Here is a 14,131-nt window from a genome sequence, read left to right on the forward strand (position 1 = left end):
GCTCGGTCCGGACTTTCTCAGCCGTCGACCGAGCCTGCCGCGGAGGAGCTATGCGTGATCGCGCGTAGGGCCTGCAGTTCCGCACGCATCGCAGCGTTTTCAGCTGCCAGCTCGGCTTTGCTCCGTCGACCAGTGGGCGGTTCTTGTGCAGAGCGGTCGAGCTTTTGCGAGCCCCTCTCCGGCGGAGGATCTGCGAGGGGACCCAGGGGTTCGAAAGCGACGATCACAGACGGATCCAGACCGCACTCTGGGCAGGTCTCCTTGTCGCAGACCCCTCCGTCGGGCCGCAGGCTCTTCCGGCTCCGGGCAGCTTCGACGATGTGTCCGCAGTACAAGCGCAGCCGACACCGCTGGAACTCCCACGGGGGAGGCGGAGACCCCAGGAGCTCGAGCATCTGCTCCCGTTTCTTCTCCGACCAGGGAGGTGCCATGGCAAGCTGGCGTTTTACCCACTCATGAAGCCGTACGGCCTCGTGTTGCCGGCGGTGGTCGGCCTTGGCCAGCTGGTAGTCCACCAAGGGCATGCCATGGCGAAGGTATTCGGCTTCCACGTTGGTGAGAGTAGGCAGCGCGGTACCTCCCTGTGATGAGACTGCGGGAGTTCACCCATTGTGGTGCTCTGGTAGTTGGAACGGGTGCGGCGTCTTCGGCTTTACTGCCGTGTCGACGACTCCGCCCTTGCTCTGCCAGGGCTGACCTGCTTCGACCGCGGCCTTGGCGGGCCGTCGCTGCCGGACTCACCATCCGCTGGAGTTCGGGCAGAGTGGTCACTGAGGTGGGCGGTGCCCTTACGGGTGGCTGGCAATGAGGCGGCAGGCGGGGCAGGCTTTGGGGCTTCGGGGTCCGTAGCGGTGGACGGGCGTGGCACACAGCATGCAGGGCCCGATTTCCCAGGGAGGGCACTTCAGCTCTGCTGCGACGACGAGGCGCTCGCGTGGGGACAGGCGCAGGGCGATGGGTCTCGTGGGCTGCAGGAGGGCGTCGTCGGGGGCGTGGTCGAAGGTGTGCAGCCCGACGGGTGAGGTCCTTTCGCGTTGCGGGCGTGGACTGCTGGTGTGCGGGCCTTCTTCTCCGTAGTGGCAGGAGCTGTCGAGTTCCTGTTCGGTGTAGGTGACCGCATCGTCGTCGGCCGGCCCGGACTCGGGCGGGATATTGGTCTCGCCGGTGATCTCGCGCCAGCGGCTGACATCGCGTGCCAGGGCCCACAGGTAGGAGGCGCGCCGGGCATCGTGCGGGTCGCGGGAGCGCACCGGCAGGTGTTCGCCGTCGGCGCTGGTGACGACGAGTTCGTCCAGTGGCGTAGCGCGTTCCTGGGGAATGCACAGGGCGGGCAGGAACCAACCGCTATGCCACATCCCGCAGGCGTCACCGGTTGCGGGGCAGGGCCGTTCGCTGCCGGGAGTGCATTTCCAGATCTGCAGGTGGCGGACGCCGGCGCGGATCATGAGGGTGAGCGGGGAGGCGATGCGCTGCCAGGGCACGTCATCGACACGGGTCCAGGGAGCGCGGTCTATCAGGGCGGACGTGGCATCGGCCGTCACCCACAGGGGCGCGATGTTGCGCTCCCGGGCCTTGGCGGAGCGCCGGCGTACGGTGTTGGTGGTGATGGGGGAGTACTGGGCCTCCCATCCGACGCGCGCTCCGGCGCCCGTTACCAGTACATCGGTGATGACCCGCCCGTCCTCCGATCGGGCTTCGGTCTCCACGCTCAGTCCGTGCCGCTCTGCCGTGCGCGCGATCCGTTCCTTCATCGCCTTGTGCTTGTCGCTCTCCTGCGGCGTCGCCGTGTGGGTGAGCGGCAGATGCGCCGCGACCCACGTCACCTGGCCGTTGCTGCGCTGGCGGCGCACGAACATCCACGGCGACTTGCCGGCTAGAGCGCACTGGCACTCCTCGCCTTTGTAGTCCTTCAGGCACTGGAGCAGGTCCCGAGGCCGCTGCCCGACGGGCTGGGTGATCTCTTCCAGCAGTCCGCCGTAGTCCGGGTTATTGAGGTCCTCGTACGTCAGGTTGATCTCTATGCCGTACCTGGTGTGAAACACCCCGTTGGCCATGAAATTGACGGTAAGTCACGGTGTGGTGTGTTGGAAGAGCGCTGCATAGAAGCGAGTGGTCAGCGTCGCGTCCTCCTCGGTCTCCCGTCGTCGGACCTGGCCGGGCAAGCCGGTGGCCCTTGGGCAAGTTTCTCCCTCGAACAGGGGCTTGCTCAAGTCGTTGCTGCTGGGCTGGACCCCGGGGGTCGAAGAACCGTGCCGGGGGCTCAGGAGGAGCGGGTGGTGCACGGTTTCAGGGTGGTACGGCGCGACATGTGCCTGTCCGCCGTTGGGGAGAAGTGGTTTCTGGCAGGTGTTTGGCCTGGCCCGCGCAAATGGTGGATCAACTTCCCGGTGGCAGTGATCGTCGCTACGGTGACACAGAAAGTTTGAGTTCTCGGTACTGGGAGTTCTCGGCACCGGGTCTTTTGGGGGGACGTTATGGGCAGACGTCGTGGTTTCTTCGCGGAGTTGAACTACCAGGCGCAGCAGGCGGAGAAGCGTCGACGACAGCAGGAGGCTGCCGCGCATCGTGCTCATGTTGCAGCGCTGCGCGAAGCCGAACGGGCCATGAAGGCACATCAGCGTGCGCAGGCGGCGGCGGTGAGAGCGTCGGCTGCGGAGAAGAAGGCGGCGGAGCGTGAGGCTGCGCGGCTTCTGGTGGAGTCGCGACTGGCCGAGGTCGAGTCCAAGAATGCGGATCTGGCCAGTGATCTTGCCGACATCGACGGGCTGCTCGCCTGGACTCTGGATGTGGACGACTATGTCGATCTTGAAGCGCTGAAGATCTCGCGGGTCGAGCATCCTCCGTTCGAGCCGGGTGGCCTGGCTGTTCCTGCGGCTGTGGTGGCGGAGCCGGAGTATGGCCCTGAGCCGGTGTATCAGGAGCCGGCTGCACCCACGGGACTGTCCGCTGTGCTTGGAGGGAAGAAGCGGTACCAGCAGGCTGTCGAGAGGGCCAGGGCTGCCTTCGAGGAGGCGCATGGCGACTGGGAGCGTGCCAGGGACGCTCTCCAGCAGGGCTACGCCGAGGCTGTGGCTCGGCGGGAGAAGAAGGAAGCCAAGCGTGTGGCCCAGCTGGCTGCCGCCGAGGAGAAGTACAGGCAGGAATGCGAGAAGCGCGAGGCAGAGGCGTCGGCTCACAACGCCGAGCTCTCCAAGCTCATCAACGATCTTGCCTTCGATGTGGAGTCCGCGATCCAGGAGTACGTCGGCATCGTCCTGTCCAACTCGGTCTACCCCGAGGTCTTCCCGGTCGAGCACGACCATGCGTTCCGTCTCGAGGCTCGCGAACTCACGCTCACAGTCAGCGTTCCAGAGCCCTCAACGGTGCCCTCGGTCAGGGGGTATCGATACGTGAAGACGAAAGACGAGATAACCTCAAGCAGTTTGCCGGTCCGTGAGCAGAAAGAGCGGTACGCGAACGCGGTCTGGCAGGTGGCCGTCCGCAGCCTCCACGAAGTCTTCGAGGCCGACCGTGCCGGAAAGATCTACTCGATCGCGCTGACGGTCGGCGTCAACACCATCGACCCGGCCACGGGACGCCCGGCCACCGTTCCACTTGCTGTCGTTGCCGCGGACCGTGAGACGTTCAACGGGTTCGACCTGGCCAGAGTTGTCCCGCAGGCCACGTTGCAGCACCTGGGTGCCGCGCTGTCAAAGTCGCCTTTCGACCTGGTAGCCGCAGACACCAGCCGCGGCATCCGGGTTCGAGGGCAGTGACGATGCGATTCAACCCACCACCAGGGTGGCCCATGCCGCCCAAGGGCTGGACACCTCCACCGGGATGGAAACCCGACCCGGCCTGGCCGGCCCCACCGCCCGGCTGGCAGCTCTTCGTCACCGACGACGCGTCCGCATCGGACAACAGCATCGATGTGTGCACCACCACGCCGGCCACCGAGGACCCCGCCGGCCCAACGCCGGAAACACTTCGGATCAAGCAGGACCAGACATCTGCCGATCCTCCGGCTGGGCAGCGGGTGAACGGAGTTGACCCTGCGCCGTTGCTGGCCCGTATCGCCGCTCTCGAAGCCGATCTCGCCACCGCGCACAGCGGTGCCCAGGTGATCGATCTCAGCGACCAGCGCGCACTACAGGACGTCGGCATCTATCGCTACCACCACCCTCTGGAGAACGCTGCAGCCTACAAGGAGCGTCTCCACAGCCTCGAAGGCCAGATCGACGAGATCATCAAGAGCGGCCGCGCGATCCTCGCTGCCGACATGTTCACCTTCGACGGGTCCCTGGCCCGAGGGCGAAAGCTTGTCGGTGACCTGTCCAAACTGATGCTGCGGGCCTACAACGCGGAGGCCGACAACTGCGTGCGCTCGCTGCGATCGGGGAACGTGCGCGCCGCGCGCAAGCGCCTGGAGGCGGCGGTCACCGCGATCGAGAAGCTGGGGGTGATCATGGAGATGCGGATCAACCCCGAGTATCACGCTCTGCGCATCACTGAGCTCGAACTCACTGCAGACTTCCAGATGAAGGCACAAGAAGAGCGCGAACGCGCCCGCCAGGAACGCCAGCTCCTTCGCGAACAGCGCCGGGCTGAGCAGGAGCTGGCCGCCGAGAAAGAGCGACTCGAGAAGGAGCGAGCGCACTACATCAGCGTCCTGGACTCCCTGAGGGCCAAAGGCGACGACACTGCTGTCGCTGAGCTCTCGCTCCGCCTCGCTGACATCGAAAAAGCCATCGCAGCCAACGACTACCGCATTGCGAACATCCGCGCCGGCTACGTATACGTCATCTCCAACCTGGGCGCTTTCGGCCCGAACATCGTCAAGATCGGCATGACCCGCCGCCTCGAGCCGATGGACCGTGTCCGAGAGCTCGGCGACGCCTCAGTGCCGTTCCGGTACGACGTCCACGCCATGTTCTTCTCCGAGGACGCCGTGACACTGGAGTCCGAACTCCACAAGGCGTTTGCCGCGCGCCGCGTCAACTTCGTCAACGAACGACGCGAGTTCTTCTTCGCCACACCATCCGAGGTGCGAGCACTATTGGCAGACAAGGTAGGCGGCCTGCTCGAGTTCACGGAGGAACCCGCGGCTCCCGAGTACTTCCAGAGCCGTAGCCGCTGGCCGCAGCAGAGCTGAGTGCGCTCGAAGGGTCAGCAACAGAGCCAGCGACATTGGTGTCCTTCGACCTCGCTTTCGCCGCGTAGGCGACCGCCCCTTCACGACCACGGGCACGTGCTGTGGCTCCGGCCCCAAGGGCTGGGGCCACAGGCGCGTCCACGATTCCAAGATCTGTCCGCGGCTTTCTGCAACAGTGCCCGGCAGTCCGTGATGGTGAATGTGCCCCCAAGCGTGCATGTAGAGGTGGCGCCGCACCGGCGGCGGGTAGCTCATAGGGGACTGCTGCTGCCATCGACTCCTTCAGGAACGGATGCCTGTGACAACTGCTGCCAGCGAGCCTTCCACCGAGCGTGTCCCCGGCCGGGTCTGGACGGTCCGTCTGACGGGGCATGCCGACCGGACCGCTACCGTCAGCTGCACCACCGCGGCCTGCCGGATGCCGCCCCGTTCCAAGGACCTCGCCGGGCTGAAGGCGTTCGCCGCGCAGCACGCTGCCGCCCATGCCCGGGTGGCCACCGTCCACGCCAACGCCTGGTGCCACTGCGGCTCCGCGCAGTGTGCCGCGCACCCGGACACGCCTGCTCACTGCGCGGGCGGTGTGGCGCTGGTCCTGCAGCACGATCCCGTCGTCGGCCGCGTCTGGACACTCCAGGAGGTCTGCCAGGCGTGCGCCCCGCTGATCCCGAACGCCCGCATTCTGGCCCGCGCCGTCCAGCCTTCCGGCGTGAGTCGGCGCCGGGACGGGCAGGGGCCGGCGCCCCAACTGCCCGCGCCTGCGCGGGCGGGTATTCCCGGTGGCTTCTCCTCGCCCACCGCTCAACCCGCTGAGGGCGAGGCGCGGCCATCCCGCCGTCCACGCCGCACCTCACGTGCTGCACGCCCCGCCCAGCGCCGCGGACAGGGGCGCTGAACGAGGCCGACCGGACTGCCGCATTGCCTTGCCGTGGTGCTGGACACCGGAAGCGCGGGTCTGGCCTGCCGCGTTGATGTCAGGGCGTCGCGTCACAACCGGGACGGTATTCGGATACCCCGCGGACACCTGACCCGGCCGCCGCCAACTGATCCCAGGCCACGCGGTGCGCCTGGTGCGGTGTTGCCGGAGGGCGGCAGTGTTGCAGAGCAACGTCCTGGCAACGTTCGGGGCAATGGAGTGTTGTCCAGTCAGAATGTCCCGGGAACGGGCAGGCGGGCGGGCGCAACGCTAGCCGTTGCTGCTGCTGTTCCCCCGACATGGATCGCAACGGCTTCGGGTTCGTCCATTCTGTAATTCCTCTTCCGCAATCCGCCGGATGGGTGTTAAGTCCCGCCTTCCTGGGGTGGGGCAGACGAATGGAGACCGTGGTGGACCGGCCCTTACTGTCGATGAGAGCGACTCTGGTGTTCCTGCTCGCGGGCGTGGTCGCAGGTGGGTTGACGGTACTTGCAGGGGAAGGAACGCCGCGCAGTCTGCTTACGGGTCTCGCAACCGTGGGGCTGGTGAGTTTGCCTGCACCAGTACGTCGGAAACCCGTGAAGGCCCGGCTGGGAGCCGGGCCTTCACGGATATCTGATGAGGCTATTTGACCAGGAGACCTGACGCGTTATTCGTCCTGGTTGTTCTTGCGGCGGCGCATGAAGTGGTAGACGGTGCAGCTGACGCCGGTGGCGGCGACGAACACCCCGGCGAGGGTCCCGTACGCGTCGGCGACCGGGGAGGAGACCGTCAGCTGCCAGATGGTGAGGCCGATGAAGGTCAGCGCTCCGGCCGCCATAACGTAGCAGGTGATCTTCAGTGCCAGGAGCTTGCGGCGTCGGCGGCGGTTCGCCAGGAAGTTCGCGATCACCGTGTTCTCGTCCACGGCCGCCGCCGCCGCGGCCGCGTCAGCGGCGACCGGCTCGGGGGCGGGGTGCGCGGTCCCGTTGCGCGGCCGCGGCGCGACCGTCTTCTTGGCGGCGGCCTTCCGGGCGGCCGTGGAGGCCGCGGTGGTCTTCTTGGCGGCCGTCTTCTTGGACGGAGTGCTGTTGCTCGACATGGCGGTGTGCCTTCTGCTCAAGGGGTTGCCGGTACAGGGGCGTGATGCAGGGTCTGGGGGAGACCGGGCCGTGTGATTTCTTCGTCAGACCGGTTCGGGGTGGACGGATGTGTGCAACCCTTGGCAGCGGTTGCCTTGTCCTTGACTGCTGTTCGGGGACTGGGAGCCGGTGCCGCCGCTCCGGGTTTTCGAGGCCTTTGGGAGCGGCGGCGTGTTTTTACGGGGTCATCCGGTCAGAACGGCATTGCTGATCTGCTCTTCTGCGATGTCGTCGGTCTTGCGGTTGTCGGGCGCGGCCGCGTTCGTGGTCTCCTTCCGGCGTGTACGGGCGATGAGGTCTAGCCCGCGATCCGTGCCGTGATCGTTGTGGTCGCAGGCGTCTGTGGGTGTACAGGCGGGGGCTTCAAGGGCAGCCGACTGCTTCCGGTCGGTGAGCCGGTCGCGCAGGAGTTGCCCCATGGCGAGCAGGTGAGTGACGGCTTCGCCGGACAGGTGCCGCAGAACGATGAAGACCTGCAAGGCTGTCGTTCCCTGGCGGGGGCCGGCGTCGAAGTAGCGAGCGGACGCCCAGGGGGCCTCGTCGGGACTGCCGCCCGCCGCCCGCCGCTCGATCTCGGCTTCGATGGCCTCGAAATGCAGTTCATCGACGTCCTGCCACTGCTCCGGTGAAGCGGGTTGCATGTGCGTGACCGGGCGCGCCCTAAGACGGTCCAGACGAAGGTGGTTGAAGATCATTACTTCTGCTTCCTCCTTGCGATGTCGTTGCCGAAGAAGCTCTCCATGAGCTCCTCCACCGGAGCGCCGATGGTCGCCGTCACCTTCTCCCTGGCCCGCTTCATGATCTTGCTGACCTGCCCTCCGCTGAGCCCCAGCACCTGCGCGGTCTCCTTGTTCGTCCACCCGCAGTGGGCGATCATCTGGAAGACCACGGCCTCCTCGTCGTCCGGCATGCTGTCGATGGCGACCAGCAAGTTGCGGAACTCGCTGTCCTCCTTCTTGAGCTTGAAGCCGTACAGGGTCTGGAGAGAGAAGAGCTGGGTCCGGGAGATGCCGCGTAGGCTCTCGAACTGCGGGCGGGCGTCGGTCGCGAGCTGTACGGCGACGTCCATCACCGCCTCGAAGGCGTCCTGGTCGCTGATCCCCGCGGGCAGCGTCGGCAAGACCTGGGTCAAAGCCTCAACGGTGAAGTACTCGATGTTGCACCGCGGGTCCGGGAAGGCGTCGAAGACGCCGTACCGCACCTGGTGCTTCAAGCCGCGCATCAGCTCCAGGCGGCGCGCCTTGTCGATCTTCAGCGCCGCCTCCGACTCCACCAGATCGGTGGCGTCCTCGTCGGCCGCGGGTGCACCGATCACGCCGGTGCCCTCCGGCATGCTCTCCGCTCCAAGAACCTCGTCGACTTCGGCGGCGAGGGCGGCGTCGTCCCCGATCGCCTCGTCGACTTTGGCGGCCAGGACGGCGTCGTCCGTGGTCTGGGAGGGACTGTCCCCGCTGGGGGGCGAACAGAGAGGAGGGTTGGAACTCATCGCTCAAGGCCCTTCGGACTGTGACGGCGCTGTCGGCGCCTCGGTGCAGGAGCTCGCAAGCCCTGCCTCGATGACCCACATCCTTCAGCAGGCTGCCGTGACCCTTTCCTGCCGGTTTGGCAGCATTGCCGGTGACTCCATACTCACGAGTAGCAACTATTAGTGATCATGTTTGGGTAGGGTCATCGCCCGAGAACGCAGACGATGAGGGAGTAGCACCGAGGGGAACGGACCTTACGGTTCCGGCCGGTCTCCTCGGACGATGCGGCAACAACCTTTGGTCTCGCAGGGGTTAGCGAGGCCGCCGTGCTGTTGAGGGCGCCATCGTACAGACGCCCGCACGAGGCGTTTCCGGATCCCGGCCGTCACCTGAACGGAGTCTCAATGTTCGAAAACTGGCCGAACGTAACCGGCTTCGATCGAACCCTTGCGCGGGTGTGGCACCCCGGCGACATCCGCAAATCCCACGGCCGGTACCCAATAGACGGACCCACCTATGAGGCTGACGGGACGCGATGGTCCTCCAGGAACCTCATGAGCAGGCGGTCGTGATCGTCGGTTCGCCGGGCACGTTCGGCGTACCCAGTGCCCGGGCGATCCGGTCCCCGGCTACGGCGGCCGAGATCGGCTCGTGGGGGAGCGAGGCCCGGATCGCGTTCCCCCCATCGCCTCCACAGCGGCCCGCGACCACCGCCAGGAGGACATGTCTCGGGCCGGAACAGAGCCGGTGTGTCATGCCCACCTGAAGGCGGCGACGGGGACGCGCAGGCGCTTCGCCGCCTGGGCGGCGTCGTACTCGGTCAGTCGTGCCATGGGAATCTCCCTAATCGGTAGTGAAGGTGGTTGCAGGGGGCCGCAGTCGGGCTTCTGGGCTGTCTGGTGACGGACGTCTGTAAGGCCCCGGTTGAGGCCTCCCGATAGAGCGGCGCCGTCACGGTGGTGGGTTTCACGGGGCATGCGGGCGCCCGAGCAGAGGTCTCGGAATCTCCCCGGCCTTTGAGACCTCACGAGAGAGCCATCTCGACGCGGCGGCCGAGGCCCGCGCCGAGACGGCCTTCGCCACCCGGCCCGGCGGCCCGCCGCGCGGCCTGGCGTCTCCAAGTCCCGTGAACTCGCCGCACATGCCGTCCGTTGTCGTCGTGGCGCGGTCAACGATCTACGACGGCACGGCCTGCCGTCGACGGCGGCCGTACCCGAGGCGGGGAGGAGGTGTGGCTGCTCACCAAGGACGGGCTGGCCGCCGCCGGCCTCGAGTTGGACCGGGGGCCGGAGGAGACGGGTGGCATGCCCAAGAGCGCGGGCCGCTCGGGGGCGTCGCACGCGAGGACGGTCAACGCGACGGTCATTGCGGTGATCCGGCCGAAGCCCGACCTCGCCCTGGTGGCCGGTGAGCTGGCCGAAGCCATCGCGGCCGCCCAGGCCTGGGTCGACGCCCCGACGGGATCGGCACCATCACCTCCTACGCCACCGCGGGCCGATCTCGGAGACTGCTCACGGCACGCTCCCGGCGGGCGTTTCGGTCAGCTCGACCCGGGCCAGGGCGTGGACGATGGGCGCCCCCTCTGGTGTCGCTCCGTAGGACACGTCCACGAAGACCACCTTGACGTAGACATCGTGCAGCCGGACGACCTGCCCGGCCGCCGGGACAGGCAGCGGCCCGTTCGCGCCGATGTTCGCGAGGACGACCTCGTCCTTTCCCGTGCCGTAGGTGAACTGCACGACGTGCTCGACGAAGGGCCAGTCGACGCGCGGACGGTCAGCCTCGGCCTTCCTGATCCGCTTCACCCCGGCGGGCAGTTCAGGCATCCGTGCTCCCCTGCTAGTGGCCCGGCGAGGGCCTTCTCAATCGGCGTCGCGCGATCCCCACCATCCTCCACCCACCACCCGCGCCGATCAGCTCCAGGCGCTGCGCGAGCTCGGCACCCTGGCACAGGCCGAACCCCGCGCGGGTGACGAAGCGGTGCGGAACCTGCTCACCCGCCGCGCCAGCGGCTACGCCCAGGCCGAGGTCGACGCCTGGTTCGCGGACGCCCTGGCCACCGGCCGCGGCCACTACGCCGACCCGGCCGCCCGCCAGGCCGCCGCCACCGAGCAGCAGCCCTTCGTCCGGCGCGGTGGCATGGAGCCGGGTGCCTTCGAGGGCCGGGTCTCGGCCTGATCCACCAGTACGTGCTGGGCCGCCGGCCCGAGAGAGCGGGGTGCGCGGCGAGCTGCGCCCACCCTTCGGGGCTTGGGGCCAGCATTGCCCGGCAGGTGGCGTCCAACTGCTTGAGCAGGGCCACAGTTGCTGGCCAAAGGCGTCCTCGACGGCCGGGAGGTGTTGGGCGTACTGGGCGCGGAAGGCGCTTTGCAGGCGCTCGGCCTCGGTGTCGAAGGACCGGGTGTGTCCGCTGCGTTTGAGGCAGCCCGGATCTGGGCGAGGATGAGCCGGGCCGCCTTCGTCGGGGTGGGGCCAGGGTGAGGACCACTGGGGCGTCTGCCCTGGTCAGGCCGCCTTCCTTGCCATGGAAGGGCGTGCAGGGCTGGTGCGGCCCTGCCTGAGGAAGGCAGGCGGGCCCCGCCGCTCACGCTACCGGTCGACGTCGAGAAAGGGACCGTCCGCACACAGGCCCGTGGGTCCCCTATTGGGTGATTTGGGTGATCAGGCGGTGTGCCGCGCGGTCATCACCCGGCTCGTCCGCCCATTCGTGTCAGGCTCGCAAGCCTCGTCGAGTTCCCAGCGGAGGCCGCAATGTCTGCTGCGCCGGAAGTCCTTTGGCGTCCCCGGCGGCTCGTGCCGAATGCTCTGCGAGTCTCGGTCGTCCTGGCCATGGTGACCGGGATCGCCGGCTGCGGGGCCGGTGGCACCGTTCCCCACAGTAGTGCTGGTACGAAGACGCCCCAAATGGCGGGCAGTGCAACCCTGTTCCCGGGTGCGCAGGGGCAGTCGAGGGACGCCCAAATCGATTTTCCGCAGACGGATCCGGGCGAGTCGGCCAAGGTGAACGTCAGCGTCGCCAACACCACGGACAAACCGATGAAGGTGGAAACGGCAAAGCTGGTCGGTGTCTCGCCGACCAGCGCCTCCAACGCAGCGGCCGTCGCCGAGGACACCTGCGGGGGCACGACTCTCCAGCCGCACCAGACCTGCAGCTTCGCCCTGATCATTCCGTCCGGTACGGCCGACGGAGGTCTTCAGGTCGAAGTCAAGACGGACCAGGGCGATGTGACGGCCTCCGTGGCACAGCGCGAGCCCAGTCCGGCAATGTCGGCTGAGCACACCGGGACGCCCGGGACAGTCGGGACGGAGACGCCCACACCCGCGCCACAGCAAACGAGCATGCCAGTCGGCCCGACGTCCGGTCCGGAGGGCACACCCACGCAGCAGGAGACTAGCGCGAGCGAGGTGCCGTCGGTTTCCCTCACCTGACCGAGGTCGCCGGTGCGGCTCACTCCTGGCCGCGGACCTCGACCCGGACGGAGTTGTCGTCGTTCAGGACCAAGGTGATGTCCCCGTCGGCCAGACGCTCCGGGGGCACCAGATAGTACCGAGTGCTCGACTTCGCCAGCACACGGAAACCGATACATCGGTACCGGTAGGGAAGGTAGGCGGCGCCCCGGTCCAGGCAGTGCACGTCGGGGGCCGTCGGGAAGATTGGCTGCCGCGAGTGGATCAGGACAGGCGTCGTGTCGCGGAAGTTGTTCTCGGCCTCGTCCCGTGCCGCAGACGTGCCCGCTCCGTGGGCGTAGCGAGCCAGGGTAAAGAACACGACCAGCGCTGTCGCGGAGACGAGGAGTCCTTCCGTGATGCCCCAGAACCGCCCGCCGCGGCGCTGCGGATCGCGGGTCAGGTACATGGCGCACAGCACAAGGAGAGCGCCCACAGCCACGAGGACTGCGGGCAGGAGGACTCGCAGCCAGCCGACGGGCAGAAGGACCCACATCGTGGCCCGCCACCACGCTGGCTCCAAGAAGACGGGGAAGCTCAGCAGCAGCAGGCCCACGCCCACCGAACCGAGCACCCTGGTCACCGGGCCACGCCGTTCCGCAGCATCTGGCTGCGACAGCCACCGCTCCAGTGCCCGGAAAGCGAGTACCCCGATGATGCCGAGAACGAGCAGCATCCACAGGGGGAGAAAGACGGCTGCCGGACTGCCAAGCAGGTAGTCCTGTGGTGTGAACCCCAGTTCACTGGCACCGAGTCCGAAGTAGGCGTAGTAGGCGTTGCGATAGGTGTAGCCGAAGTAGTACAGGAGGGCGAAGACGACCGATCCCGGAGTGACGATGTATGCGGCCTTCTCGAAGAAGGACTTCTCCGTGGTCTGCTGTCCGCTCACTCGCACTCTCCCAGCTCTCCCGGCAGGCTGAACCTAATGTCGGGGAACCGTCCGCCCGGCACATCGACACGCGGACACAAGGGGGTAGCTGGCGCCCGGCGCCGGTGGTGCGACTCGGGAAAGGAGCGCAACACCGGCCGCCGATGCGTACCTTCTGTTCTGCCTTGCTGGTCACCTATTTCCGCCGTGGTGACGAGCCATCTGCTGGGAGCAGCAGGCTAGGCGGCAGGACATCACCGTCGACTAGGAGCTGATCCTCGATGACCTGACCCGCGAGCAGGTCCTGGGCTGGCGCACCCGCGCCGCCCGCAACCACCAGGTCGTGTTTGACCACATCGACCGATACGGCGAGACGTCCGCGAAGAGGCCGCGACAGCGCCACCGATGTGTACCAGGACCGCCGCGCCTACGTGTGGAACAACGACCGTGGCACCGCGACCCTGCGCAACGACCGCGGCCGGCTGGTCGACGAGGTCACCTGGGGCCAGCCCCGCGGTGGCCGCCGCAACGGCGCCGCCATGCGCCGCTGACCAACCCGGCGGTGTCGGCCGGCGCTCGGGCGGGGTAACTGCCGCCCGAGCGCCGGCAGCCTGGCGTCTGCTTTGGCCCGTACGTCCATGCCGGCGTCGTGAGGCCGGTGTCCGTGCCGGTGTCAGGTCCCTCGCCCTGAGCTCTTCGGGCGGGTGTACGCCGGGTGTGCGTCCGCGCGCCCTACCCCGCGCGCTACGGCGCGGGCCGGGTAGGGCAGCATCTGGGCAGCCGTCGCCAGACCATGAGGGGCTGTCATGTCATTCACCCGCCGCGCCACGATGACCGTGGTGCTGTCCTGCCTGTTGCTCGCGGGTTGCAAGTCCGGCTCGCTGGGCGGCTCGTCGCCGTCCGGGACCACGAGCGCGCCTGGGGCGGCCTCGGGGGCGGCGTCGGGGGCGAAGGGAGCGGGCCGGGCGATCGCGGTGGGGGCCGGTCCGCAGACCTCGGTGAGGTCGAAGTCGTGGCCCTGCCAGGAGTGTGGGGCGTCGGGGGCGAGGCGCGCGGGCTGGTCACCGAGTCCTCCCGCGCTGGCAACCCCGACGTCGTCATGACCAACTGGCGCGACGGCTCGGTCAATTTCGAGCAGCGTGGCGTCGAGTTCCCCGACTTCTGGTCGGTGAACGCGGTCAACAT

General features: G+C 67.7%; 12 protein-coding genes and 2 pseudogenes. 6 read left to right on the plus strand and 8 right to left on the minus strand.

Annotated features, from left to right (window positions below; genetic code table 11):
- Positions 1 to 17: 17 nt before the first annotated feature.
- Positions 18 to 551: a hypothetical protein gene (locus ABZ642_RS42155; RefSeq protein WP_360495599.1), complete on the minus strand. Its 534-nt coding sequence runs from the start codon at positions 549 to 551 to the stop codon at positions 18 to 20.
- A 237-nt stretch (positions 552 to 788) separates the two neighbouring features.
- The gene (locus ABZ642_RS42160) at positions 789 to 2,054 is read right to left on the minus strand and encodes a hypothetical protein (RefSeq protein ID WP_360495602.1); all 1,266 of its coding nucleotides are present in this window, start codon (positions 2,052 to 2,054) and stop codon (positions 789 to 791) included.
- A gap of 450 nt (positions 2,055 to 2,504) precedes the next feature.
- On the opposite strand from ABZ642_RS42160, the gene ABZ642_RS42165 reads away from it, so the two are divergent.
- The 3 genes from ABZ642_RS42165 (at position 2,505) to ABZ642_RS42175 (ending at position 6,023) form a co-directional block, all read left to right on the plus strand.
- Positions 2,505 to 3,755, plus strand: coding sequence for a hypothetical protein (locus ABZ642_RS42165; protein WP_360495604.1), 1,251 nt, complete (start codon positions 2,505 to 2,507; stop codon positions 3,753 to 3,755).
- A gap of 32 nt (positions 3,756 to 3,787) precedes the next feature.
- Positions 3,788 to 5,131 carry a DUF4041 domain-containing protein gene (locus ABZ642_RS42170; protein ID WP_360495607.1) on the plus strand — a complete coding sequence of 448 codons (1,344 nt, stop codon included), beginning with the start codon at positions 3,788 to 3,790 and terminating at the stop codon, positions 5,129 to 5,131.
- Positions 5,132 to 5,423: 292 nt separating this feature from the next.
- Positions 5,424 to 6,023 carry a hypothetical protein gene (locus tag ABZ642_RS42175; RefSeq protein WP_360495609.1) on the plus strand — a complete coding sequence of 200 codons (600 nt, stop codon included), beginning with the start codon at positions 5,424 to 5,426 and terminating at the stop codon, positions 6,021 to 6,023.
- A gap of 670 nt (positions 6,024 to 6,693) precedes the next feature.
- On the opposite strand, the gene ABZ642_RS42180 is transcribed toward ABZ642_RS42175, so the two are convergent.
- The 4 genes from ABZ642_RS42180 to ABZ642_RS42195 all read right to left on the minus strand — a co-directional run bounded on the left by ABZ642_RS42180 (position 6,694) and on the right by ABZ642_RS42195 (position 10,457).
- Positions 6,694 to 7,125, minus strand: coding sequence for a hypothetical protein (locus ABZ642_RS42180; protein WP_360495612.1), 432 nt, complete (start codon positions 7,123 to 7,125; stop codon positions 6,694 to 6,696).
- Between the two features lie 225 nt (positions 7,126 to 7,350).
- On the minus strand, positions 7,351 to 7,860 hold the full coding sequence (locus ABZ642_RS42185) for a hypothetical protein (protein WP_360495615.1): 510 nt from the start codon (positions 7,858 to 7,860) through the stop codon (positions 7,351 to 7,353).
- Positions 7,860 to 8,651 (minus strand): sigma factor-like helix-turn-helix DNA-binding protein, encoded by a 792-nt coding sequence (locus ABZ642_RS42190; RefSeq protein ID WP_360495618.1) that lies wholly within the window; start codon positions 8,649 to 8,651, stop codon positions 7,860 to 7,862. The genes ABZ642_RS42185 and ABZ642_RS42190 overlap by 1 nt, the downstream gene beginning before the upstream one ends.
- A gap of 1,491 nt (positions 8,652 to 10,142) precedes the next feature.
- Positions 10,143 to 10,457, minus strand: a complete 315-nt coding sequence (locus tag ABZ642_RS42195; RefSeq protein WP_360495621.1) for a hypothetical protein — start codon at positions 10,455 to 10,457, stop codon at positions 10,143 to 10,145.
- A gap of 154 nt (positions 10,458 to 10,611) precedes the next feature.
- Here ABZ642_RS42195 and ABZ642_RS42200 point away from each other — a divergent pair, with 154 nt between their 5' ends.
- Positions 10,612 to 10,809 (plus strand): hypothetical protein, encoded by a 198-nt coding sequence (locus ABZ642_RS42200; RefSeq protein ID WP_360495624.1) that lies wholly within the window; start codon positions 10,612 to 10,614, stop codon positions 10,807 to 10,809.
- A gap of 85 nt (positions 10,810 to 10,894) precedes the next feature.
- Here ABZ642_RS42200 and ABZ642_RS42205 read toward each other — a convergent pair.
- Positions 10,895 to 11,152: pseudogene (locus ABZ642_RS42205) on the minus strand (IS110 family transposase); the annotation flags it as partial.
- 383 nt (positions 11,153 to 11,535) lie between these two features.
- On the opposite strand from ABZ642_RS42205, the gene ABZ642_RS42210 reads away from it, so the two are divergent.
- Positions 11,536 to 12,060 (plus strand): hypothetical protein, encoded by a 525-nt coding sequence (locus tag ABZ642_RS42210; RefSeq protein ID WP_360495627.1) that lies wholly within the window; start codon positions 11,536 to 11,538, stop codon positions 12,058 to 12,060.
- A gap of 19 nt (positions 12,061 to 12,079) precedes the next feature.
- On the opposite strand, the gene ABZ642_RS42215 is transcribed toward ABZ642_RS42210, so the two are convergent.
- Entirely contained in the window at positions 12,080 to 12,967 is an 888-nt protein-coding gene (locus tag ABZ642_RS42215) for a hypothetical protein (RefSeq protein ID WP_360495630.1), read from the minus strand.
- Positions 12,968 to 13,332: 365 nt separating this feature from the next.
- Between ABZ642_RS42215 and ABZ642_RS42220 the strand changes: the two are divergent.
- A pseudogene (locus ABZ642_RS42220) lies at positions 13,333 to 13,497 on the plus strand (lamin tail domain-containing protein); the annotation flags it as partial.
- Positions 13,498 to 14,131 lie beyond the last annotated feature (634 nt).

The organism is Streptomyces sp. NPDC007157 (assembly GCF_040634235.1).
Taxonomy (GTDB): domain Bacteria; phylum Actinomycetota; class Actinomycetes; order Streptomycetales; family Streptomycetaceae; genus Streptomyces.

Coding starts and splice junctions, on each gene's coding strand:
- ABZ642_RS42160 (WP_360495602.1), bottom strand. CDS start 2,054: ATGGCCAACGGGGTGTTTCACACCAGGTACGGCATAGAGATCAACCTG.
- ABZ642_RS42180 (WP_360495612.1), bottom strand. CDS start 7,125: ATGTCGAGCAACAGCACTCCGTCCAAGAAGACGGCCGCCAAGAAGACC.
- ABZ642_RS42175 (WP_360495609.1), top strand. CDS start 5,424: ATGCCTGTGACAACTGCTGCCAGCGAGCCTTCCACCGAGCGTGTCCCC.
- ABZ642_RS42190 (WP_360495618.1), bottom strand. CDS start 8,651: ATGAGTTCCAACCCTCCTCTCTGTTCGCCCCCCAGCGGGGACAGTCCC.
- ABZ642_RS42170 (WP_360495607.1), top strand. CDS start 3,788: ATGCCGCCCAAGGGCTGGACACCTCCACCGGGATGGAAACCCGACCCG.
- ABZ642_RS42195 (WP_360495621.1), bottom strand. CDS start 10,457: ATGCCTGAACTGCCCGCCGGGGTGAAGCGGATCAGGAAGGCCGAGGCT.
- ABZ642_RS42210 (WP_360495627.1), top strand. CDS start 11,536: ATGGCGGGCAGTGCAACCCTGTTCCCGGGTGCGCAGGGGCAGTCGAGG.
- ABZ642_RS42185 (WP_360495615.1), bottom strand. CDS start 7,860: ATGATCTTCAACCACCTTCGTCTGGACCGTCTTAGGGCGCGCCCGGTC.